This is a genomic window from Exiguobacterium sp. SH3S3, assembly GCF_004337115.1.
In the GTDB taxonomy this organism is placed as follows: domain Bacteria; phylum Bacillota; class Bacilli; order Exiguobacteriales; family Exiguobacteriaceae; genus Exiguobacterium; species Exiguobacterium aurantiacum_A.
In genome coordinates this window covers 44794-68464 of the sequence record NZ_SJUU01000005.1, presented here as the reverse complement: position 1 = coordinate 68464, position 23671 = coordinate 44794, and the positions used below count along the sequence as shown (strand labels likewise).

The 23671-nt window shown below is 54.6% G+C and carries 18 protein-coding genes; 13 read left to right on the top strand and 5 right to left on the bottom strand.

Annotation, left to right across the window (positions count from 1 at the left end; genetic code table 11):
• The first annotated feature begins 13 nt into the window (after nucleotides 1-13).
• From arsD to EVJ28_RS06335, 5 genes are read left to right on the top strand one after another with little or no spacing between them, the layout of a single operon-like run.
• Entirely contained in the window at nucleotides 14-373 is a 360-nt protein-coding gene (gene arsD / locus EVJ28_RS06355) for an arsenite efflux transporter metallochaperone ArsD (RefSeq protein WP_131456514.1), read from the top strand.
• A gap of 14 nt (nucleotides 374-387) precedes the next feature.
• Nucleotides 388-2145 carry an arsenical pump-driving ATPase gene (gene arsA, locus EVJ28_RS06350; RefSeq protein ID WP_236634067.1) on the top strand — a complete coding sequence of 586 codons (1758 nt, stop codon included), beginning with the start codon at nucleotides 388-390 and terminating at the stop codon, nucleotides 2143-2145.
• Entirely contained in the window at nucleotides 2142-2420 is a 279-nt protein-coding gene (locus tag EVJ28_RS06345) for a Fe-S cluster assembly protein HesB (RefSeq protein ID WP_131456518.1), read from the top strand. The genes arsA and EVJ28_RS06345 overlap by 4 nt, the downstream gene beginning before the upstream one ends.
• A 30-nt stretch (nucleotides 2421-2450) precedes the next feature.
• On the top strand, nucleotides 2451-3737 hold the full coding sequence (locus EVJ28_RS06340; protein WP_131456519.1) for an arsenic transporter: 1287 nt from the start codon (nucleotides 2451-2453) through the stop codon (nucleotides 3735-3737).
• Nucleotides 3738-3751: 14 nt separating this feature from the next.
• Nucleotides 3752-5410 (top strand): FAD-dependent oxidoreductase, encoded by a 1659-nt coding sequence (locus tag EVJ28_RS06335; protein ID WP_131488335.1) that lies wholly within the window; start codon nucleotides 3752-3754, stop codon nucleotides 5408-5410.
• Nucleotides 5411-5440: 30 nt separating this feature from the next.
• Here EVJ28_RS06335 and EVJ28_RS06330 read toward each other — a convergent pair whose 3' ends face one another.
• Entirely contained in the window at nucleotides 5441-6571 is a 1131-nt protein-coding gene (locus tag EVJ28_RS06330; RefSeq protein WP_131469225.1) for a GGDEF domain-containing protein, read from the bottom strand.
• Between the two features lie 209 nt (nucleotides 6572-6780).
• On the opposite strand from EVJ28_RS06330, the gene pulA reads away from it, so the two are divergent.
• The 6 genes from pulA to EVJ28_RS06300 all read left to right on the top strand — a co-directional run bounded on the left by pulA (nucleotide 6781) and on the right by EVJ28_RS06300 (nucleotide 15707).
• Nucleotides 6781-9699: a type I pullulanase gene (gene pulA / locus EVJ28_RS06325; RefSeq protein ID WP_236634066.1), complete on the top strand. Its 2919-nt coding sequence runs from the start codon at nucleotides 6781-6783 to the stop codon at nucleotides 9697-9699.
• Between the two features lie 259 nt (nucleotides 9700-9958).
• Nucleotides 9959-12775 (top strand): EAL domain-containing protein, encoded by a 2817-nt coding sequence (locus EVJ28_RS06320; RefSeq protein WP_161566954.1) that lies wholly within the window; start codon nucleotides 9959-9961, stop codon nucleotides 12773-12775.
• Nucleotides 12776-12885: 110 nt separating this feature from the next.
• Nucleotides 12886-13962, top strand: coding sequence for a nitric oxide synthase oxygenase (locus EVJ28_RS06315; protein ID WP_131488333.1), 1077 nt, complete (start codon nucleotides 12886-12888; stop codon nucleotides 13960-13962).
• Between the two features lie 19 nt (nucleotides 13963-13981).
• Nucleotides 13982-14398, top strand: coding sequence for an RDD family protein (locus tag EVJ28_RS06310; RefSeq protein WP_236634065.1), 417 nt, complete (start codon nucleotides 13982-13984; stop codon nucleotides 14396-14398).
• Between the two features lie 114 nt (nucleotides 14399-14512).
• Nucleotides 14513-15364, top strand: a complete 852-nt coding sequence (locus EVJ28_RS06305) for a DegV family protein (protein WP_131456531.1) — start codon at nucleotides 14513-14515, stop codon at nucleotides 15362-15364.
• Nucleotides 15365-15383: 19 nt separating this feature from the next.
• Complete coding sequence (locus EVJ28_RS06300) at nucleotides 15384-15707, top strand: thioredoxin family protein (RefSeq protein WP_070328566.1); 324 nt, start codon at nucleotides 15384-15386, stop codon at nucleotides 15705-15707.
• Between the two features lie 428 nt (nucleotides 15708-16135).
• On the opposite strand, the gene EVJ28_RS06295 is transcribed toward EVJ28_RS06300, so the two are convergent.
• From EVJ28_RS06295 to EVJ28_RS06285, 3 genes are all read right to left on the bottom strand, one after another.
• Nucleotides 16136-16861: a DUF4261 domain-containing protein gene (locus EVJ28_RS06295; RefSeq protein ID WP_233589709.1), complete on the bottom strand. Its 726-nt coding sequence runs from the start codon at nucleotides 16859-16861 to the stop codon at nucleotides 16136-16138.
• 85 nt (nucleotides 16862-16946) lie between these two features.
• Nucleotides 16947-19271 carry an ABC transporter permease gene (locus EVJ28_RS06290; protein ID WP_131488331.1) on the bottom strand — a complete coding sequence of 775 codons (2325 nt, stop codon included), beginning with the start codon at nucleotides 19269-19271 and terminating at the stop codon, nucleotides 16947-16949.
• A gap of 12 nt (nucleotides 19272-19283) precedes the next feature.
• Nucleotides 19284-19982 (bottom strand): ABC transporter ATP-binding protein, encoded by a 699-nt coding sequence (locus EVJ28_RS06285; RefSeq protein WP_131488329.1) that lies wholly within the window; start codon nucleotides 19980-19982, stop codon nucleotides 19284-19286.
• Nucleotides 19983-20159: 177 nt separating this feature from the next.
• Here EVJ28_RS06285 and EVJ28_RS06280 point away from each other — a divergent pair, with 177 nt between their 5' ends.
• Nucleotides 20160-20990, top strand: coding sequence for a DegV family protein (locus EVJ28_RS06280; RefSeq protein WP_131488327.1), 831 nt, complete (start codon nucleotides 20160-20162; stop codon nucleotides 20988-20990).
• 120 nt (nucleotides 20991-21110) lie between these two features.
• Complete coding sequence (locus EVJ28_RS06275; protein ID WP_131488325.1) at nucleotides 21111-22793, top strand: GGDEF domain-containing protein; 1683 nt, start codon at nucleotides 21111-21113, stop codon at nucleotides 22791-22793.
• Nucleotides 22794-22836: 43 nt separating this feature from the next.
• On the opposite strand, the gene EVJ28_RS06270 is transcribed toward EVJ28_RS06275, so the two are convergent.
• Nucleotides 22837-23478: a homing endonuclease associated repeat-containing protein gene (locus EVJ28_RS06270; protein WP_236634064.1), complete on the bottom strand. Its 642-nt coding sequence runs from the start codon at nucleotides 23476-23478 to the stop codon at nucleotides 22837-22839.
• Nucleotides 23479-23671: the final 193 nt, after the last annotated feature.

Sequence of the window (23671 nt, the reverse complement as noted above, 5' to 3'; positions counted from 1 at the left end):
GGAGGAATAAACGATGAAACTTGAAGTATTCGAACCGGCCATGTGCTGTCCGACCGGACTATGCGGGCCGTCGATCGACCCGGAACTGACGCGGATTGCGACGATCCATTACGTGTTGAAACAACGCGGTTTCGACGTCGAGCGTTATAACCTCGCCTCGGAGCCGAACCGTTTCGTTGAAAACGCAAACGTGCAAGCCGAGATCACGAAAGGGCTCGACACGCTCCCGCTCACCGTTATCGATGGTGAGATCGTCAAACGCGGCGCCTACATGACGAACGAAGAGATCGCCGAACTGACTGGTCTCCCGGTCGCGGCGTTCGCGAAACAAGATGGCGAGAAACCGAAAGTCCGCATCACGCTTAAAAAATAAGGAGGCGCGTCATGATGAATCGCTTTGATTTTAATACGATTGAGCCGACCCGTTACATGTTTTTGACCGGGAAAGGCGGCGTCGGGAAGACGTCGACCGCCTCGAGCCTCGCCTTGACGCTCGCTGACCGTGGCAAGCGCGTCTTGCTCGTCTCGACCGACCCGGCAAGTAATTTGCAGGACGTGTTCGAGATGGAACTTGACGAGACACCGCGAGCAGTCCCTGAGACGGAGCTATTGATTGCGAACTTCGACCCGGAAGAAGCGGCAAAAGCGTATATGGAACGTATGGTCGGCCCGTATCGCGGCGTGCTCCCGGACGTCGCCATCCAGTCGATGGAAGAGCAACTGTCCGGTGCCTGTACGGTCGAGATCGCGGCGTTCGATCAGTTCACCGAGCTGTTGACGTCAGAGACGGCCCGTGACACATACGACCATGTCATCTTCGACACGGCACCGACCGGCCATACGCTCCGGTTGCTCACGCTCCCGAGCGCGTGGGACGAATTTTTAGAGACGAACACGACCGGCGTCTCGTGCCTCGGTCCGCTCGCTGGTCTATCAGACAAGCAACACCAATATAAACGGGCGGTCGAGACACTCTCGAACGGGGATGAGACGACACTGTTGCTCGTCGCCCGTCCTGAGACGTCGACGCTCGTCGAGGCGAGTCGTGCCGCGATGGAGCTCCACGCCATCGGGATCGAGCGGATGCAGCTCGTCATCAACGGTGTCGTCGATCCGGCGGAAGGCACGGACCGTTATACGAGACGGTTCATCGAGCGCCAACAAGACGCGCTCGCCAACTTGCCACAAGGCGTCGACACGCTCGAGACGTTCACGCTCCCATACGCCTACGAGAACTTGGTCGGCGTCCCGGCGCTACGCCGTTGGGTGAACGGGGAGGCGGTCGCCGTGCCGGATATGACGTATGATGCGAGCCGTTACGGTTCGATCGATACGCTCGTCGATGAAATCGAAGCGGACGGTCCGAGCGTCATCATGACGATGGGCAAAGGTGGGGTCGGCAAGACGACGCTCGCCTCACTCCTCGCCGTCGCTTTGAGCGAACGCGGCCACGCCGTCCATTTGACGACGACCGACCCGGCGGCACACGTCGCCTTCACAATCGGTGAGGACGTGCCCGCCACGTTCACCGTCGACGCGATCGACCCGAAAGTCGAGATCGAGAACTATCGGGCCGACGTGTTCCATGAAGCGGGGGACATGACCGACGAACAGCACGCGATGCTTGAAGAAGACTTGCGTTCGCCGTGTACGGAAGAAATCGCGGTGTTCCGTGCTTTCGCCGGTCAAGTCGCCAAAGCGAAAGACCGGTTCGTCGTCATCGACACGGCACCGACCGGACATACACTGCTCTTGCTCGACGCGACCGAGAGCTATCACCGAGAGCTCGAACGTTCGACCGGTGTCGTCCCGGAAGCGGTCCGCGAACTGTTGCCGAAGCTTCGTGACCCGAAACAGACACACGTCGTCATTACGACGCTCCCTGAAGCGACACCGGTGTATGAAGCCGAGCGGCTCGTCACCGACTTGGAACGGGCCGGCATCCGTCCGTTCGCCTGGGTCGTCAACCAATCGTTCACACCGCTCGACGTCGAAAGTAAGCTGCTCACGGCGAAAGTCGCGAGTGAGGCGATTTGGCTCGAACGGGTGAACGCGTATCCGCGCCCGACGCTATTGTCTTGGCAACAACACTTGCCGGTCGGCTATCCGGCGTTATCTCAACTATTGAAGGAGGAAGTCAAATGAACATCACGAATGAAGCAATCGATTTTATGAAAACAGCACTCGAGGATGAAGAAGTGAAATCAGTCCGGATTTGTACGGAAGCAGGGTGCTGCGGACCGACGCTCGGTCTCCACATCGCCGCCCCGGAAGCGACGGACGACGTGAAAGACTATGACGGCCTCACGTTCGCTGTCTCGAAAGACGCAGAAGCGATGGCCGAGAACGTCACGCTCGACGTCGAAATGACAGAAGACAGCGCAAGCCTGTTCTTACGCGGTCTTCAACAAACGTGCTAACAAAAATAGAGATTATTGGAGGAACTCATTGTGCAATGGATTGCTAGTATCATTTTCTTAGTGACGCTCTTCCTCATCATCAAGCAACCGAAAGGCCTCGGCATCGGTTACTCGGCGATGGGGATGGCGGCCATTGCCCTCATCACCGGGGTCGTCAATTTTGATGACGTCGGAACGGTGTGGGACATCATTTGGAACGCGACGTTTACGTTTATCGCCATCATTCTCATCTCGCTCATTTTGGATGAGATCGGATTCTTTGAGTGGGCCGCTTTACATATGGCTCGGATCGCCGGAGGCGGCGGTGTCAAACTGTTCGTCTACATCACGCTACTCGGTGCGCTTGTCGCCGCATTATTCGCGAACGACGGGGCGGCGCTCATCTTGACGCCGATCGTACTCGCGATGGTACGGGCGCTTAAATTACCGGACGCCGTCGTCTTGGCGTACGTCATCGCCTCGGGCTTCATCGCCGATACGGCAAGTTTGCCGTTCGTCGTCTCGAACCTCGTCAACATCGTCTCGGCCGACTTCTTCGGCATCGGTTTTGCTGAGTATGCAGCGCGGATGGTGTTCGTCAACGTGTTTGCCGTCGCCGGCAGTCTGCTCGTCTTGTACTTGTACTTTAAGAAAGACATCCCGAAGCAGTACGACTTGTCAAAACTCGTCGAGCCGAGCACGGTCATTAAAGACCATAAGATGTTCCGCTTGTCGTGGGTCGTCCTCGCGTTGCTCGTCATCGGCTACTTCACGAGCGACATCATCGGCATCCCGGTCTCGCTCGTCGCCGGTGTCATCGCCCTGTTCTTCCTGATCATGGCGAACCGTTCGCCTGCTGTGAAGACGGAGCAAGTCGTCAAAGGCGCGCCGTGGGCGATCGTCTTCTTCTCGCTCGGGATGTACATCGTCGTCTACGGTCTACAAAACGCGGGGCTGACGCAAGTGCTCGCCAACTTCATCGATTGGTTCTCTGTCGATGTGTTCACGGCTACGTTCGGGATGGGCTTCTTGGCCGCGATCTTATCGTCGGTCATGAACAACATGCCGACCGTCATGATCGACGCGCTCGCCATCGATTTGACGAATACGTCGGGTCAGATTCGCGAAGCGCTCATCTATGCGAACGTCATCGGTTCCGACCTCGGACCGAAGATCACACCGATCGGGTCGCTCGCGACGCTGCTGTGGCTTCACGTGCTCCGGACGAAAGGACTTAAGATCGGTTGGGGGCAATACTTTAAAATCGGGATCGTCTTGACGATCCCAACGCTTGCCATCACGTTGCTCGGCCTGTATATCAGCTTACTACTATATTGAGGAGTGGATTTTCTATGAAGTTAGTCATCATCGGTTCAGTCGCTGCCGGCACATCAGTCGCGGCGAAAGCACGTCGTAACAACGAAGACGCACAAATTACGATTTACGACCGCGATTACGATATCTCCTACTCAGGTTGTGGGATCCCGTATTACGTCGGAGGCGAAGTCGAGTCACGCGATGACTTGACGCCACGCGACGCCGCTTTCTTCAAAAAGCGCTACAACATCGACGTCATGACGCGTCATAACGTGACGGCAATCGACAAAGACGCGAAGACGGTCACGGTCGAAAACCTGGAGACGGGTGAGACGTTCACGGACAGCTATGACGTCCTCGTCCTCGCGACCGGCGCCTCGAGCATCGTCCCGCCGATCCCGGGCGTGAAGTCAGATAACGTCTTCCCGATCCGCAACATCCAGAACGCGGAAGCGACACGCAACTTCGTCGACGCGATGAACCCGAAACATGCGACGGTCATCGGGGCCGGCTTCATCGGTCTTGAGATGGCCGAGCAGCTCAAACTGCGTGGCATCGACGTCACGATCATCGAGCGCATCCCGCAAGTGATGCCGCCGCTCGACAAAGACATGGCGTGCCGCGTCGAGGACCACCTCGAGAAGAACGGCATCGAGCTGTTGCTCGGTGAGACCGTGACAGAGCTCGTCGGCGACGGTCACGTCGAACGCGTCGTCACGGAAAGCGGGAAGACGATCGAGACCGACCTCGTCATCCTATCGGTCGGTGTCCGTCCGAACACGGAACTCGCCAAGTCGATCGGTGTCACGATCGGTGAGACGGGTGCGATCGCCATCAACGAACGGATGGAGACGAACGTGGACAGCGTCTATGCTGCCGGCGACGTCGCTGAAAGCGTCTCGCTCGTCACGGGTAAACCGATTTGGCGCCCACTCGGCTCGACGGCGAACAAGATGGGACGTTCACTTGGTGATCTCCTCACGGGCGGGGAACTCGAACACCGCGGCATCCTCGGGACGGGCATCTTCAAAGTGTTCGGCCTCGCAGTCGCGCAGACGGGTCTCTCGGAGCGTGAAGCGCGTGACCTCGGCTACGACGTCGAAGTGCTCCACAACACGAAACCGGACAAGCCGGCCTACATGGGCGGGAAAGACATGACGATCAAAGCGGTCGGCGACCGGGCGACACGTCAACTGCTCGGCGTCCAAATCGTCGGCTTCGAAGGCGTCGACAAGCGTATCGACGTGTTCGTCACGGCGATCACGTTCAAAGCGAAAGTTGATGATTTGTTCCACCTCGACCTCGCGTACGCACCGCCGTTTTCGACGACGAAAGACCCGGTCATGTACACGGGGATGGCACTGGCGAACAGCATGAACAAGTCGGCCCGTCTCATCACGCCGGCTGAGCTACAGCAGCGGATCGACGCGGACGAGGACATCCAGGTCATCGATACACGGAAAGCGGCGCAGTTTGAGAAGGCGTGCGTCGACTGTGCGGTCAACATCCCGCTCGGCAAGCTTCGCGAGGCGTCAAAAGACCTCGATAAAGACAAGCCGACGGTCGTCTACTGCAACGGCGGCGTCACGGGGAACGCGGCGCAAAACGTGCTCCGTAACCTCGGTTTCACCGACGTCTACAACTTGTCAGGTGGCAACAAGAATTATCAGTTGTTTAAAAAATACGGTAACTAATCAATTAGACCCGACTCACATGAGTCGGGTCTAATTTGCATGTTGCTGATTCCATTTACTGACCCGGTTGCGACCGCTACGTTTGGCGACGTACAGACCGAGGTCGGACTTTTTGATGAGTTGTTCGGACGTGACGATCTTTGGTTCGGACGTACTTGTGACGCCGATCGAGACGGTGATGTTGAGCTGTTTGCCGTCCGGCAGCAAAAATGGACTTTCCGCGATTTGACGCAAGTAGCGGTTGGCGATGACGAACCCTTGCGACAAGTTGCAGTCCGACAACAGCACCGAGAACTCTTCGCCACCGTGGCGACACACCATGTCATCGGTACGGGCCGTCTCTGTGAGCCGTTTGCCAAGCTCGATCAAGATGGCGTCGCCGGCATCATGGCCATACGTATCGTTCACCGATTTAAAATGATCGATATCGAGTAAGAGCAGCGTGATGTCGTAAGGACTCGAGAACACTTCCTCGTCGACGCGCTTCATCTCTTCCTCGAAGCGACGACGGTTGCCAAGACCCGTCAAGGCGTCGGTGTAGGCGGCTTCTCGATATTTTGTGATCTGCCGTTCCGAGCGCTGCATTTTGCGGATGCCCCCATAGACGATATGAAGGACGAACCCGGTTGAATATCCAATTATGATGAAAGCGACCAACGTATAGACGTACATCCTTGGAGCGGCATAGTTACTAAAATTTAAGAGCGAGAATAAAATGATAAATCCGAGGGTGATGGCGTTGACGATGCGGATGTCCCGTGTCGGTTTGATCCGCTCCCGGAGTTTCATATAGACGACTGCGGTTGTGGCCGCGACCGTATAGTCGAGAAAAACGATTAACAGCAACGTATCCGATATGATGAACGGGAGCAGCAGTATGCTCGAGACGTACGTGATCCGGACGCCTTGGAGGCCAAAGTAAAGACCGGCAATGATGATGGGGACAAACCCGTACTGAAAGTCGGCTTGGGCGTTCCAGAGCACACCATGCAACGTAATCACGATCGTCAGGCCGGCGAGGAGTAGTGAAATCGTGATTTGCCGTCTTAACGGGAGCTTGCTCGTGAACCCGAGCTTCGTGAGGCGCGAGATCATATAAAGGCCGATCAGCAGTAAGCTGGCGTTGGCAATCAAATTATTGATTAAATTGGTCATCGACATTTTAAAAATACCTCCTCTAATATCTATATTCGGCAGAGGAGGATAAAAAAGCAATCATTTTGTGATGGGAAAATGAGTTCGAACCAACAAGTGGCTTGATATGGGAAACGTTAGTAGTTTATTTAGAAAAGAATTGAAATTAAGGAAGCGAACGTTTACAATTTTTGTGTAAGCGTTTTCCTAAATTCATGCTACAAGGAGGGACCCACATGGTCAACAAACAATGGAAACCAGTATGGGCAGTTGTGCTAACGTTTGCACTGATTCTGTCGATGTTTCCGATGTCAGCGTCTGCCCTTGATAAAGAGTCGACGTTAGTCGTCGTCCACTATCAAGAGGCGCCAGACAATCAAATGGATTGGAACTTATGGCTTTGGGCGAATGGCCCAGATTACTTCCCGAACAAAGGCTTCGCCTTTAACGGCGAGGACGATTACGGAAAGGTGGCGGCCTACGAATTCCCGGTCGACTCACCTGAACAGATCGGTCTCATCGTCCGAACGGACAATTGGGACAAGGATAAAGGGTCGGAAAACGACCGCCTGATCACGAAAGACATGATCAAGGACGGTGTCGCCGAAGTGTGGATCAAGTCGGGCGACTCGAAAATCTACACGTCGAACCCGGATGGGGAGACGGCGAAGACGGAAGTCGACATGAAAGTCCACTACTTCCGCTATGACAATACATACACCGACTGGGGTGTTTGGACGTGGCCGGACGGTGGCGACGGTCAAAGCATCAACTTTGATGAGACGGACGCCTACGGCGGTGTCGCGAACGTGAAGTTTGCGAATCCGGACGCGAAACAACTCATCGGTCTGATTACGAAAAAAGGCGAATGGTCCGACAAGGACGGCGAAGACCGCTTCGCGCTCAGCACGGCGAAAGAGATTTGGCTCGTCGAAGGTGATTCGACGATTTACTATTCAGAGCCAGAAATCGACCGCTCACCAAAAATCGTCTCGTTCGAGGCAAACACGTTCCGTCAGGCGGAACTAACGCTCAACCGCGCGATCGATGAGCAGTTCCTTAGTGAATTGAAGGTCGATGGCGCGGCAGTCGAGTCGGTCGAGAAGACTGGCGACAAATCGGTCACGTTAAACTTCAGCGCTGATCTCGACTTGGCGCAAGTCATCACGGCGTCGCACCCGACGTTCGGTGACAAAGTGCTGCAAGCGGGCGACGTACTTCGGTCACCAGAATTCGATGCGAAGTATGCGTATAACGGCAAGCTCGGCATCACGTATCAAAAGTCGAAAACAAATTTCGTCTTGTGGGCACCGACGGCTCAAGACGTTTCACTCGAACTGTGGAACATGCCGAAAGACCGTCCGGCGAACGACAAGGATATCAAGAAAACGATTGCGATGAAACGCGGCGAGCGCGGCACGTGGACTGCTGAAGTCCGTGGCGACCTCGACGGCATCGGCTACACGTACAACGTCAAGCATGCGTCAGGCAGCGTCCGTGCGGTCGATCCGTATGCGACGGCGGTCGGCGTCAACGGGGACCAAGGGGTCATCGTCGACTTGAACGAGACGAAACCGAAACGGTGGAACTCGATGAAACCGAAGCTTCAAAACGCAACGGACGCGATCATCTACGAGACACACGTCCGTGACTTCTCGATCTTTGACGTCACATCGAACACGTACGATTCAGGAATTCGCTATAAAGGCAAATACCTCGGTGTCGTTCAACCGGGTACTCGTTTGATTGAAAACGGGAAGAAGACGGCGACGAAGACAGGCCTTGACCACGTCAAAGACCTCGGCGTGACGCACGTCCAGTTCATCCCGGTGTATGACTACAACACGGCCTCGGTCGACGAGACGAAACCGAACGCGACATACAACTGGGGCTATGACCCGAAAAACTATAACGCGCCGGAAGGCTCATACTCGACGAACCCTTATGACGCAAAAGTTCGAATCATGCAAATGAAAGAAATGATCCAAGGTCTCCACGACCACAACTTGCGTGCCGTCATGGACGTCGTCTACAACCACATGTTCGATGCGCAAGCTTCGAACCTTCATAAGATCGTACCAGGCTACTACTACCGTTACACGGCAGGCGGCGACTTCGCGAACGGGACGGGCGTCGGCAACGACACCGCGTCTGAGCGCAAGATGATGCAAAAACTCATCGTCGATTCAGTCGTCTACTGGGCGCAAGAATATCATTGGGACGGGTTCCGCTTCGACCTCATGGGCATCCACGACGTCGAGACGATGAACCAAGTCCGTCAAGCGCTCGACAAAGTCGATAAATCGATCCTCGTCTTCGGCGAAGGTTGGGACCTCAACACACCACTCGACCCGGCACTGAAAGCGAACCAAAAGAACGCCTACAAGATGCCCCGCGTCGCTCACTTTAACGACAACATCCGTGACGGCTTGAAAGGCAGCGTCTTTATCGACACGGACAACGGCTTCATCAACGGCAAAGACGGTCTTGAGAACCGCATCAAGACGGGAATCGTCGGTGAGATCGACTACAATGCCGAAATCAAAGGCTTCACGAAAGAGCCGACGCAAGCAATCACGTACGTCGAAGCGCACGACAACCACACGCTTTGGGACAAGCTCGAACTCACGAATAAAGAGACGGCGGAAGCGGACCGGACGAAGATGCATCGTCTCGCGTCAAGCATCCTCTTGACGAGCCAGGGGACGACATTCCTCCACGCCGGGCAAGAGTTCATGCGGACGAAAGAAGGCGACCACAACTCGTACAAATCACCAGACCGCATCAACCAAATGGATTGGAAACGCGCCGCTGACCGTAAGGCGGACGTCCAGTACATGAAAGGCTTGATCGAGATGCGTAAACAAAACCCAGGGCTTCGCATGACGAAAGCGACTGACGTCAAGAAGAACGTCAAGTTCTATCGTTCTGCGCCAAACGTCATCACGTATTTGATCGATGACAAAGCGCCTGGCCAGAAGAAAGACTTGTTCATCACACATAACGCCAACGCAGAAACGGTCAAAGTGAAACTTCCGACAGGACAGTGGAACGTGATTGTCGACGGCAGTCAGGCAGGAACGAAGACGATCAAACGCGTCTCGGGCTATGTCGACGTGCCATCGTATGCGACGGTCGTCGTAAAACAACCATAATGCGCGAGACCACGGAGCCAACATCCGTGGTCTTTTTTACGTCGTCATCGTGTGGGAGAGGAGTAGGTTAACAGCACATTAAGGCATGACATTTTTTTGAATATATGTGTGTGAATCGGTACATTTCCCTTATTTGCAAAATGCAGAAGCGTTTTCAACTAATCAATCTTGTATAATCAAGTTAACACGTATCGAAACGTGACATTTGTCACACGAAGGAGTGGTACACATGGGCTTCTTTCGTAATTGGAAGCATGTATTGGAATCAAATGTTGAGCAGGCCGAGCATGAGGGGCAAATCAATATCGATCCGTTATTGCTCGATCAATATCCGGACGCGGTGTACGTCCTTGATCGAGATTTGAACTTCATCGACTCGAACGAAAAGTTGTCGCTTCTCTTCAACAGGGAAGAGGAACGTTTCGTCGATCCTGCCTCCTGGCTTCCAAAACTAGAAAGCGAACGTGTTCACGCCTTTCATCAGCGGGCGCTCCATGGGGAGACGGTCCATTATGAACTGAAAGCGCTGAATGCGGACAAGCGACGCATTCATCTGTCGGTCACGAATACGCCGCTCTATACCGGCCGGGTCATCACCGGCCTGTACGGCGTCGTCAAAGACTTGACGACCCAGACGGAACTGCGCGAACGATACAATCGGATGAAAGTGGGACGGACGCTGTTCGAGCGCATCCCGGGTCTCATCCTGATCGAACTTGACCTCGAGTCTGGCGAATTTTATCATTCACCGCAGACGGGTGAACTGCTCGGGCTGTCTAAACGTCAGTTAGGGGGAATGGAGCGCGAGCATTTCCGTAATATGATTCATGAGAATGAACGTGAAGCGTTTGCGGCGGCCGTCGAGTCGCTTATCAATGACCCCGAACAGCACGATTATGAGACTCAAGTCAAAGCGTTCAATCCGAAGCAACAAAAATATTTGGACTTGATTGTCCACGTCGGGATATCGAAAGATCGGAAATCGGTGACGTGGGCGATGTTTGACCTCACGAACTTGGTCGATGCCGAATCGGCGCTCACGAAAGAACGGTTAAAAGTGAAACAACTGTGCGAAATCGTCGACTCGGTCATTTTTGAACGTTACTTCGAGACGAAACAGTTCAAATTTTTGACACCGGGCTTCTCGCTCATCTTCGGCTATACGGAAGACCAATTCAATACGCACCCGGACTATTGGCAGCGTATCGTCGTGCCGGATGACCTTCCGAAAATCAAACAGGCACGCGAAATGACGCTCAGCGGAAAACCGGTGACGTTCTCCTACAGAATCTTCGCCAAAGGGAACGTCAAGTGGGTCGAAGAGAACCGGGAACCGATTTTCTCTGAAGGTGGAATCGTCATCGGTTTTCGGACGCTCGTCAAAGACATCACCCAACTGAAAGAGCAGCAACAAGAGATCTGGCGCCTCGCCTCGCTCGACCCGATCACGAACATGCCAAACCGTGAGTCGATCACAGGATCGGTCTATCAACTCACGCGCAAACGCGACCCGTTCACGTTGTTCTCGCTTTCGTTCAACCGCATCACTGAAATCAACAATACGTTCGGCTACGAGCTCGGTGACGAGTGGCGTGTCGCGACGGTGAACCAATTGATTCGTCTGTTGCCACAAGACGCCTTGCTCGGTCATCTCGATGCGGATAACGTCTTGATCGTGTTGCCACGCCGGATGGAAGACCCGGAAGTGCTCGCGCTCGGGAAAGAGTTTGGGACGCTGTCGAAGCACCGGTTCCGTATTGACGCGTATGACTTGTTCGCGCGCATCTCGATCGGCGTGAGCCGCTATCCTGAAGACGGGGCACAGGCGAGCGAACTGATCAAGCACGCGTGTGTCGCCATGAACCGGGCCGATAAAAAGTTCGGGACGAAACTCGAACTGTATTCGTCCCAAATGGACATCGAGTCACTTAAACGCTACGAGCTGTTGCGCGATATGCGAGGTGCGCTGAAAAACAACGAGTTTTATTTGATGTATCAACCGAAAGTGAACGCCTGGACCGGTCAAATCGTCGGAGCCGAGGCGCTCATGCGTTGGACGCACCCGACGTGGGGCTCGATCTCGCCGGCTGAATTTATTCCGCTCGCCGAGGAGAGCAACCTCCATCTCGACTTGACGAACTGGTTGATCGAGGAGGTGTGCCGCTATATCACGTCGCTCAAACATCGAGTCCCGATCTCGATCAATGTCTCGGCCAAATACTTGTATCAAGAACGGTTTGAACGCGTGTTTGAAGAGATGTTAGACCGCTTCCACGTCCCGGCGTCGTATCTCGAAGTCGAGATCTCGGAGACGTCACTGTTAGACGACGCCCAGCAGATCACACAGGCGTTCGAGCGGTTGAACAACCTCGGTATCCCAATCGCGTTTGACGACTTCGGGAAAGGTTATTCGTCGCTTGCTTACTTGCAGGCGTACAGTGCCCAGACGATCAAGATCGACCGCATCTTCGCCCATAACGTCAATCAAAGCCGAAAAGCCCAAGGCATCATCCGGAGTCTGCTCCTCATCGCCGAAGAGTTCGGGATGAACGTCGTCGTCGAGGGTGTCGAGATGATGGATGACCTGCTTCGGCTCCGTGAGTTCGGTTGTCACGTCATTCAAGGTTTCATTTTCAGCCGACCGTTGCGAGAATCCGATTTTGAACAAGCGCTTGAAGCGGGAACGCTCATCCCGATCGAAGAGTACGTCGAGACGATCCAACCGTCGAACCGGTTGATCCACGCCGGCATCACGATCACACGCCTGCGCAATCAAGCGGTCGCGGTCGGGACATCGCCGATCGTCATTATGAAGCGCGGTTTTAAAGCGATCGCCTTTTATAGCTCGATTCGGTTACCGGTCGACAGTGATATCAATCTCGTCATCTTGCTTGACGACGGGCAGCCGTCACTGCCGATTCAAGTGACGCGATTGACCGAGCTCGCGAACGGATTGTATCAATATGAAGCGACGTACGAACAGACCGTCGAACTTGAGAAACGGTTGACCGCGCTTGAGAGTGACAAACCGCGCGGCTTCACGATTCAACAAGCGAAAGATTTAGTCGAAGAATGAGACACAGCGAGCCGGATTTGCCGGCTCGCTTTTTGTGCGCCCTAAAACTAGAAACGGGACGTGATTTTCTCTAAGATGGAAGGGACAGATTAGAAGAGGAGACAGAAACGATGGATCGACTACAGGCAGCCCGCCACTTTTTCTCACAACTTGATGGGGAGCATACCGAACGGTTACGGGAGATCGAAGCCGAAATCGAGCGGACCGGGACGTACACGCTCACGACGGACGAATTGGCGTCCGGGGCACAACTCGCATGGCGCAACTCGAACCGCTGCATCGGCCGCTTGTTTTGGCAGACGCTCACCGTCCATGACGCGCGTGACGCGGAAACGTTCGATGACGTGTTTGAAGCAATCGTCGCCCATCTTCGCTACGCGACGAACGGCGGAAAGATCCGCTCGACGATGACCGTCCTCCCGAACCATTTTCGGATTTTGAACACGCAACTCATCCGTTATGCGGCGTACGAGACGACAGACGGCATCGTCGGTGACCCGCTATCGCTGTCGATGACGAGACAAGCGATGCGTTTTGGGTGGGTCGGGGCCGGTACTGCTTTCGATCTGTTACCGCTCTTGCTTACAGACGGGAACGAGATCCGCATGTATGAACTGCCGGCCGACGCCGTGCTCGAGGTCGACATTCGCCATGACGACGTCGATTTGTTCGGGGGACGTGACGTCAAGTGGCACGCCGTCCCGGCCATCGCTGACATGGAGCTTGAGATCGGTGGACACCGCTTCACATCGGTCCCGTTCAACGGATGGTACATGGAGACAGAGATCGGGGCGCGCAACCTCGCCGACGTCGAGCGCTATAACCTGCTCCCGCTCGTCGGGGCATCACTCGGTCTCGATACGTCAAAAGAGCGGACGCTCTGGCGTGACCGCGCCCTCGTCGAGCTGAACGTCGCCGTCTTGCAATCGTTCGAGCGCGCCGGCGTGACGATTGTCGACCATCATACAGCGGCGAAACAATTTAAACGGTTCGAGAAAAATGAGACGGACGCCGGTCGTGACGTGACCGGACAGTGGAGTTGGCTCATCCCGCCGCTGTCACCGGCCTCGACCCACGTCTTTCATCGCCACTATGATGACAAGATTGTGACGCCGAACTTGTTCGCGCGGTCAGGTTGTCCGTTTTCAGCGTTTCAAGCCAAGCCAAAAGAGGAATCTAAAGGCTAGGAAACGAAACGAAAGGATGATGAACGTGGCAGTCCCAATCTGGAAACGCGCTGTAGCTAGTCGAATCGATAAAATCCTATTAGAAGCACCCGCGAAACTCGTCGAGAAGACGATCCGTAAAAGAATTTGGCCGGATAAAGAAGTGAAGCATTATTACTTACCGACAATCGTCTCCATCGCAGGAGAAGCCTACTTCTTGCTCAACCGGGACGGGCAGACGATCGGCGACAAAATCGTCGGGATTAAAGTCGTGAGCCAAGACGGCCGGCCGCTAACGCTCGAACAAGTCATGAAACGGACGCTCTACAAGGACGTCGTCTATCCGGCGACGCTCGGTCTACCACTTCTTCGTGCACTTCAACAGATGAAGTCGAATAAAGACCTCGAACTGCCGCACGATGAGTTCGCCCATACAAAGCTGATTTCGACAAAATGAACGGGAGCAGGGCGATTCCGCAATCGTTCTGCTTTTTTCTTCGGGGAAGTGGCGGGGAAAATGGGTTATAATAAAAGAGGAAAAAATTGAACGACTACTGGAGGACTATTTGTTATGACAAAAATTGCATGGATTACCGATAGTATGGCTAACTTCTCGAAAGAGGAGGCCGCCCAGCTCGGCGTTGAGATCGTCCCGATCCAATTGATCGTCGATGGGAGCGGCTACAGTGAAGTCGACCTCTCGATTGAGGACTTGCACCGCTACATGATTGACCAAAAGAAAGAAGCGAAGACGTCGCAACCGATTTTTGGTGACTTCATCTCGCGTTATGAGCGCTTAAAAGAAGAAGGGTACGATTGCGCCATCGCCGTCCACTGTTCGAACGGATTGAGCAGCACCGTCAAAAACTCGAGTGCTGCGGCCGAAGCGGCTGGATTTGAAGTGCATACGGTCGACTCGCACGCGGCGCTCGAGGCGCAGCAAGAGCTCGTCCGTCTCGGTCTCGCTGCCGAGAAGGAAGGCAAGTCGGTCGAGGAGATCGTTGCTCTTCTCGAAGCATGGCGTGACAAGAAAAACTTCTTCATGATCATCGGGAACATGGAGACGATGCGCCGAGGCGGACGTGTGTCATCAGGTGAGATGTTCCTCGCGAACATCTTGAACATCAAACCGATCATCACGCTCGACGAATCCGGGAAAGTCATCCCGTTCAAGAAAGTGCGTTCGATCAAAAAAGCGTACGCTGAGATGGTCACCGAACTCGAACGTCTTCATGCGGCGAACGGGATCTATAACAACCGCGTCTTCGTCCAGACGGCGCTCGCGCCAGAGATGCAAGACAACCTCGTCGCCCTCATCCAAGCGAAATTGCCGGAGGTTGAGGTCGTGAAGACACGTTTCTGTCCGTCGATTGCGGTCCATGCCGGCTTTGAGACGGTCGGTGTGCTTTGGCTCGACGCTTAAGTTGAAAGGGGGAGACAGCATGGAGGCAGTGAAGGCACTGACGACATTGAAAGAGCGGGTCGCGGATGCCGAGCAGTTGCTCGTCTATGTCTCGCACCCGGGATGCAGCGTTTGTCACTCGCTCAAGCCGCAAGTCGAGGAGATGCTCGTTGATTTTCCCGACATCGAGGCGGTCGCGGTCGATTCGGACGAAGTGCCGGATATCGCCGGCGCCTATTCGATTTTCACCGTACCGGTCGTCTTGTTCTTCATCGACGGCAAAGAGATGCTCCGCCGGGCCCGGTTCGTGCCAATCGGTGAGTTGACCCACCAACTCGAACGGCTCCAAGAGATGAGAAAGTAAATCCACAGACGTGTGTCTGTGGATTTTTTTGATTGTCGTGATGATTTAGGTAAAATTAGTGAGGTTAGGAAGGGTGCGACCATTACTTTTTGCCGCTCGACATGCCGAAACAACAAGAGCTCACAGACGAATGATCTGTGAGCTCTTGTTTACTTTAGGGGCTGGTAGCGAGTGGATGGACCGTTTCCGACACGGATGATTTTCCGTTCGGCTATTAGCTGTTCGATTAGTTTTCGAACAGTACCTTTTTGTTGCTCGTCCGATGGCGCCCCGACTCCTGCAGGAAAGCAATCCGACGGAGACCCAGCAGCGACGCGAGTCGCGATGCGGCTCCGGGATTGCCTGCGGAAAGCGTGGGCGCCGGAAGGACGAGCGATATCAAAAAATCGATCAATCTGGATGTGGGTCCAAATTAATCGATTGACATGTTATTCTGCAATTTGTGGTACGAGATAGATCAAGCCGAACGGGTTATGGAGCAAGTTGTCGATTGATGTGCGCTCGTCTTCGCCCATCTCGACCGTGAACGTCTTACCGTCCTCGAACGTGAAGCTATCGCCATCACCGAACATCGATCCGCCTGCGATCAAATGGAAGTTGAACGAATGGATGACGTGGATCGCGTCTTCGATCTCGAGCGTTTCTGGTACGGCGACGTCGGCATGGCCGAACGCTTTCATGCCCCACGATACGTACGCCGTCTCTTCTTCCGTGATGGCGGTGAGGAGCGAGTAGTCGAGGGCGAGGTCTTCTTCTTTCGACGCTTGCCATTCGTCTTTCGAATAAGCGACGCCTGCCGTCTCGACCATGACACCGAGTCCGCCGGCGTTCAACAGGGCGTTCGCCCCGCGACGGGCCGCGGCGATGTCTGTCACATCATTGACGTCGCCGATCAAATAGACGATATGCGTGTGGCGCGTGAGTCCTTTGGCGATTTTCGGTGTGAAGCCGCTCGTGCTGGCGTGAATCATCGCCTCGGCGAGCGCCGGGTCGCGTTCGACGACTTCGACGGTGAACGCTTTTCCGGTCTCGTCTTCTAACAGCAACAGACCGGCCATCGTATAGCCTTCGCTATGTAAACTGATTTTTTCGCTCACGGCCTCGGCCGATGGCCAGTTTCCTGGGATGGCGAGCAATACTTGTGTACGGTTCATTAGAATCATCCTCTTCTGCAAATAGTTAGGCCCCTCAAGCGAGAGGCCTAGTCTCTTCTCTTATTATGCCCTATTTCGAGCAAAATTATTCTTGATACGTCTTCAACACTTCTTGGAGCGGGATTTGATCGATCTTGCGCCGGCTGATGAACGTGCTGACGAAGAACAAGAGCGTGACGGCCCCGACCGTATAGAGCACGTATATCCATTCAAACTCGAGCGGCAAGACGAGCCCGTAGTCCTCGGCGAAGACGACGATGATTATCCGGAGGACGACGAGGGCGATCGGGATGCTCAGGAGTGCCGAGATGAGTGCGTAGACGAAGTAGCTGTCAAGAATCATCGAGCGGACCTCACGTCGATTATACCCCATCACTTTGAGGAGCGAGATGACGTAATAGTTCTTCTCGACCGTGAGCGCGGTCAAGACGAACAAGATGCTGAAGGCGATCAAGGCGGAGCCGCCGATCATGACGTTCATCATCAAATTCATATATTCGTTGATCGACTCGGACTGTTCGATCAAACCGTCGCGCGACAGAATCGTCGGATACACCGACTCGTCCGGCCGTTCACTGGCGTAGACGCCGTTGAACAAGTCGCTCGAGGCGCCGTCTGTCAGCTCGTTGCTGAGCATTTCAATTGGTAAATAGACGACGTCACCCGTGAAGTCGTCGGCGATGCCGAGGATCGGGTACGATAACGTCTCCCCGTCGAGCTCGACATCGATCGTGTCGCCGACGTCAAAACTCTGTTTTAAGGCGAGCGGTTCGGTGACGATGACGCCATCGGTTGCAGGGGTCAATTCGTTCCCGTCCCGGTCTTGCAACCGGTAGAGCGTGTTGTCGTCGCTCAAGCCTTTAAGGGTGACGAGTTGATCCTCGACGAACGCGAACGGATAGGCGAGGAACGGTTCCTGACCGTCGGCGAGCATTGGCGGCGCTTCCGTGTTCGCGTACGCCTCATACGCATAGTCAACGTCGTTCAATCCACCGACCGTCATCCGGTCGACGGCCCCGTTCATCATGAGCGCGAACACGATCAACAATGTCGAGAACAAGATACCGAGGAAGAAGATGATGAAGCTGCCCGTGCTTTTGACGGCGTATAAATATTTGAACTTCGTTTTCCCGCTGGCCCGGCTTAGCATTCGGCTGACGAGCCGGCTGAGCCGATTGAGCGATATGTTGTCGCGCGGTGACAGCAGTGCGAGCGCGCTCTCACCCATAAGCTTGTAGATGACGGCACCGGCGACGATGGCGAAGAACAGTAGTGGGGCGAAGACGGCGGTCAAAAAGACGAGCGGGTTTTGTGCGATCGTGATCGATGGTAGCAGATAGAAGTCGAGGTACAGGTTTTTGAGCGGATCGGCAAAATAGAGGCCGAGGAAGTACCCGATGACGAGCATGAGCGTCGCGAACACCAAGATGAGCACCAAGTAGGGGGTTGAAATCTGGCGCCGGTTGTAGCCGATCGCTTTCAACAGCCCGATCTGACCGCGTTCGGCCTCGAGCGTGTTCGAGATGAGAATGGCGACGATGATGACGGCGATTGAGACGATGAATAGGCTAAGTCCGAGCGCCATCGCTTTCCCGGACGAGATCTCACTATAGATGGCCCCGCTGCGTATAATATTCTCCGTCTCCATGACCGAGACGACGAACGGGAGCTCGACCGTGTCGATCGCGCCGTCCGTGACGCCTGCGAGCCGGAACGATTCCGTGCCGACGACCGCTTCATACGCCTCGTCCGTCATGAGCAGGAGCGTCTGCGTCCCGGCGTCGAGATTGAAGAAGTTCTCATCGAACAGCGGGAGCGTATAGTCCGGGAACAAGACGAAACCGCTCACCGTGAACGGCGTGCCGAGGTCGATCGTGTCACCGACCTCGATCCCGTTCTTCTCGGCGTATTTGGCGTTGAGCGCGATCTCGTCGTCGGTCGTCGGACGCGATCCCGCTTCGAGGTAGGACTGATTGATCGTCATTGTTTCTTTTAAGACGAGCCCCCGATGTTCACTGCCCGCGAATGGATAAGTGATCAGTTTAGATTCGCGAAGTTCGAGTGTCGCCTCGGGCATGACGGACTCGACCGCGTCGATCCGGGCGCCGATCAAGTCGTCGAAGCGTTCCGGGTCGACCTGTTTCAAGTCGGCGAGCGTATACGTGCCCGAGGCGATGAGGGAGGCGATTTCGGGGTCGTTCGCTTCGTCTGCGGTGACGCGGTTGAGCATCTCGACGGCGAAATCCTCTTGGTTCGACGACGCCAAATAGTCCTCGGTCGGGACCTCGATCCCGCTGATGCCGTAGAACATCATCGTGTAGGTGAGTGAGCTCATGACGATGATGACGGCGATGGCGACGAGCTGCATCCATTTGCCGGCGAGCGTCTTCAAGACGTTTTTATACAGCATGGTCGAAACCTCCTAACCCCAAGCGATGTCGCGCGCGGCTTGTCGGACCGGGTTGTGCGTCAGTTCGACGATGCGTCCCGAGTTCATCTTGATGACGTCGTCGGCCATGGCGCTGATGCCGGTGTTGTGGGTGATGACGACGACGGTCTTGCCGTACGTCGTGTTCAATCGTTCGAGCAGCTCGAGCACTTTCTTCGAGTTGTCCTCGTCGAGCGAGCCGGTCGGTTCATCGCAAAAGATGATCGACGGGTTTTTGGCGAGACTCCGGGCGACCGAGACGCGCTGCTGCTCACCGCCGGACAGTTGGTACGGGTACTTGTCGCGCGAAGGCGACAGCCCGACCTGCTCTAACAGCTCGTCGATACCGAGCGGTTGCGTCGACAGGTCGGCCCCGATCTGGATATTTTCGTAGACGGTCAAGTTTTGGAGCAGATTGTATTGTTGGAAGATGAAGCCGAGATGGTCGCGCCGAAACGCCGTCATCTGTTCCGGGGACAAGTCGGTCAAGACGGTGTCATCGAACGTGATGTTCCCGGACGTGACCGTATCGAGCCCGCTGATGACGTTCAAGAGCGTACTCTTGCCGCTGCCGCTCGGTCCGAGGATGACGACGAACGCCCCGTCGTTGATCGTCAAGTCGACGTCTTTCAAGGCGGCCGTCTCGATGTCACCGGTCTTGTAAATCTTATTGACGTTCTCGATTCGAATCATAAAAAAACGCCTCCTTTGTCCATGTTATCTTTTACCCGTTTCGGACGGATTGTGGACCTGGGAGGTTTGAACGTTTGACGAAGACGGGTACATTTTTTGAAAAATTAGTGAAACCGTTTAACCTGTGATAAAATCATACTACCAGGTACTAATTACGATTTTAAAGGAGAGGCTAACATGAAAATTGCCTACATCACGGACAGCACGGTCGTCTTGCCAGATTCGATCAAACACCATCCAGACATCCATATCGTCCCGCTTTACGTCGTCAAGGGCGATCAACCTTATAAAGACGGCATCGAAGTCGACGCCGAGACGGTGTACGACTGGATCGATGCCGGCGAGCGCGTCTCGACGAGCCAACCGGCAATCGGGGATTTCGCCACGTTGTATGAAGAGTTGAAGCCAAAGTATGACATGGGTATCGCCGTCCATCTGTCGTCTGACTTGAGCGGCACGTACTCGGCGTCGATCCAAGGAGCCGAGATCGCCGAGTTCAAGCTGCTCGCTATCGATTCACGGTCGGGTATTTATACGATGGGTCTGTTGCTCGAAGAACTGATCGAGCACGTCGAGCGCGGAGACGCCCTTGATGACGTCGAGGCGTACATGAAACAGCGCGTCGAGGACGTCCGGATCGAACTGACGATTCAGAATTTGACGCAAATGCAAAAAGGTGGGCGCATCTCGAAATCAAAAGCGCTCATCGGCAACATGCTGCAGCTGAAGCCGGTACTCCGCTTCGAGGACGGGCTCATCGTCCCGTATCAGACCGTACGGACGTATAAAAAGGCGCAAGCCCACTTGTTCGAGGTCATCCGGGCGGCGATTGAGTCGGGCGAATGCACGGACGTCTCGATCTTCCACGGGAACGTGCCGGAGCTTGCGGAGTCGTGGAAACGGGAGCTCGGCGACAAGGTGCCGATCCGCGTCGACACGCTCGCGCCGCTGCTCGGGGCTCATACGGGGTCCGGCTCGATCGGCATTTCTTATTTGAAAGCGAAATAATGGACAGACCGTGGCGTGCGCCACGGCTTTTTTATTGTCACAACTTTCAAACAACGACTGGAATGTTTCCCCAAAACCCTTCATACTATTAAAGAATGTTACAAGAAAAGGAGGGAGACGATGCGGTTTCGGAAGTATCTCATAAGGAGCTGGCTCTCGTGGTCGCTCGTCTTCATCGGGATCGTCTATTACACGTGGACTGATCTGGAAACGTTCGATTGGGCGTTCTTCTGGTTCATCTACACGCTCGGTGCTTTGTTCGTCATGAACCCGTTAAAGCGGCGGCACCTGCACTTCACATTCCACGAGCTGTTCGTCTTCATGACGTTCTTCTTGTACGGGCTCGTCCCGGCACTTTTAATGGGGCAATTGCTGTTGTTGACGTTCCAGGCACGGGCGTTCAACAGGAAAGTCGGCCGCCGGCGTTTCTTACACTTTTATCCGCTCAACACGCTGATCGAGGCGATGATTCTCGTCATCCCGGGTCTCGTCTACTTTTCGCTCGGCGGTGAGATTGGGTCAACCGTCCACCTGCTTGAGCAGGGAGCGGCACTGATCGGTTTCTTCGGAGTGCTTTATCTCGTCCTCGGCTTTAGCTTCGTCATGTCCCGGTTCTTGATCGGGGAGCGGATCCCGCTGCCGATCATGTGGCGGCTGTTACGGTTCGATTGGCTCGTTATCTCGCTCGAGCTGTTGTTCACGATGGTCGCGCTCGAGGCGTTCCAACTGTTCGGGTATGTCGGGTTGATGGCGACGTTCCTGCTCTTGTCGATCTTGAAGATGGGGTTGTCGAAAGCGACACAGACAGAAGAAACGCAATCGAAGATCGATCAAGTCGAGCGGTTGAAAGAACAGCTCTATCGCGTCGACAGCGAAGCGCTGTTAATTGAAAAATTTTGGAACGGCTTACGGGAAGTCGTCGAGGTCGAGCGTGGTTGGCTTCAAATCAATCGAGACGGGGACCAGACGTTTTATGATGTACGGGGGCGGAAAGCGGAAGCGGTCGCTGATGCGTATACGCTCGAGCGGCACCGTGACGCGAGTGAGCCGTACTTTCTGTACGATTCGCTCCACGAGTGGCATCCGGAGCTTCAGGCGAACCAAAGCGAACTACATCATTCCGCGCTCGTCATTCAACCGGTGACGAGCACGACGAACGCGGTCAGTTGTATGATTTCGACGACGGCGAACGGGGCCTATGATGAGGCGCTCGCGGTCGAGATTCACCGCTTGCTCAAGACGCTATCGTGGTCACTCGAGCGGATCGATGAACGGGATCGGCTCCAGCACGAGAGTCTGACCGATCCGTTGACCGGGTTGCCGAACCAGCGGGCGTTGAAACGTTGGACGAAAGAGCGATTGAACGACGTCGCGTCGTATCCGTTGTCGGTCTTCTTGGTTGACCTCGACCATTTTAAATCGATTAACGATACGTACGGCCATGCGTTCGGTGACGAAGTGTTGATTGAAGCGGGGGTCCTGTTCAACCGGCTCGTCCGGAGCAGTGACCTCGTCACGCGTTACGGCGGCGAAGAGTTCGTCTTCGTGTTCCCGAGGACGAACGAGGCGGCGGGGATTGTGACCGGTGAGAAGATTCGGCAAGCGCTCCGGTCACACCCGTTCGGGACGGAAGGAATCCGGGTCCAAGTGACGGCGAGCATCGGCATCGAGACGATTCATGAATACGAAGAGCTCGATACGGTGTTGCGGCATGCCGACCGGGCGATGTACGTCGGGGCGAAGTTTAACGGGCGCGACCGTGTCGCCCATTACCGGGACACATCGACCGAACGAATTCAATGAAAAAAGGAGGACCGTTAAACGGTTCTCCTTTTTGAATGAATGATTATGATTTCTGGCTGAATATATCGGACTCGACCGCATGGATGGCAGCGGACCAAGACCCGTAACGATGCAAGATCGCTTTCGTAGATGGCTTGTTGTTGCGTTTTGCCCATTCTCGGTACGCCTCGAATGAAAGAGAGAAGCCCATCTCATGAATCGCTTCTCGAAGAGCGTTCGACAACTCTGACTTCGAGTAAGTCACGCTCGCCTCAAGACCGGCTTCGGCGCAGGCATCATGCCACGAACCGAACGTCTTGACGATGTGGTAATGGCTCGGTGCTTTCGGGTGTAGTTTCCGCCATTCTTGATACTTCTTCAGCGTGATGATCGAACCCATGTCCCGTGAATAGAGGGCAAGCGTCTCGACGATATCGTCGCGTGTATATTTTGGCATTTTATCGGGTAAATCAACGGCGATTTCCCCATGCCATTCATAGCCGGCGATGGCGAGTGCCTCGGCCCATGATCCGAACTGTCGAATGATCGATTCGGGAGACGGCCAGTTTTGCTCCATCGCGAAGCGACGATAGACAGAGCGACGAGGACGTTCCTTTAATAAATCCCCGAGCAAACGAATACAGTGAATCATGCGTTGCTGTTCGGTTGATAAATGATGAGTATTAGTGGATAGCGTTTGACTCAATGATGGTTCCTCCTTCCATGGACTCATATCTGAACCGACAATGATGACGAAAGTGCTTCTACAATCATACTATCGGATAGTTTTTACGATTTATAAGCGCTTTTGTAAGTTTTTTATGTTAAAAATGGGACTCGGTAGGTATAAAGTTGGATAAAAGATTTAAAAAAAAGGTAACAGGCATATTACAAATTTA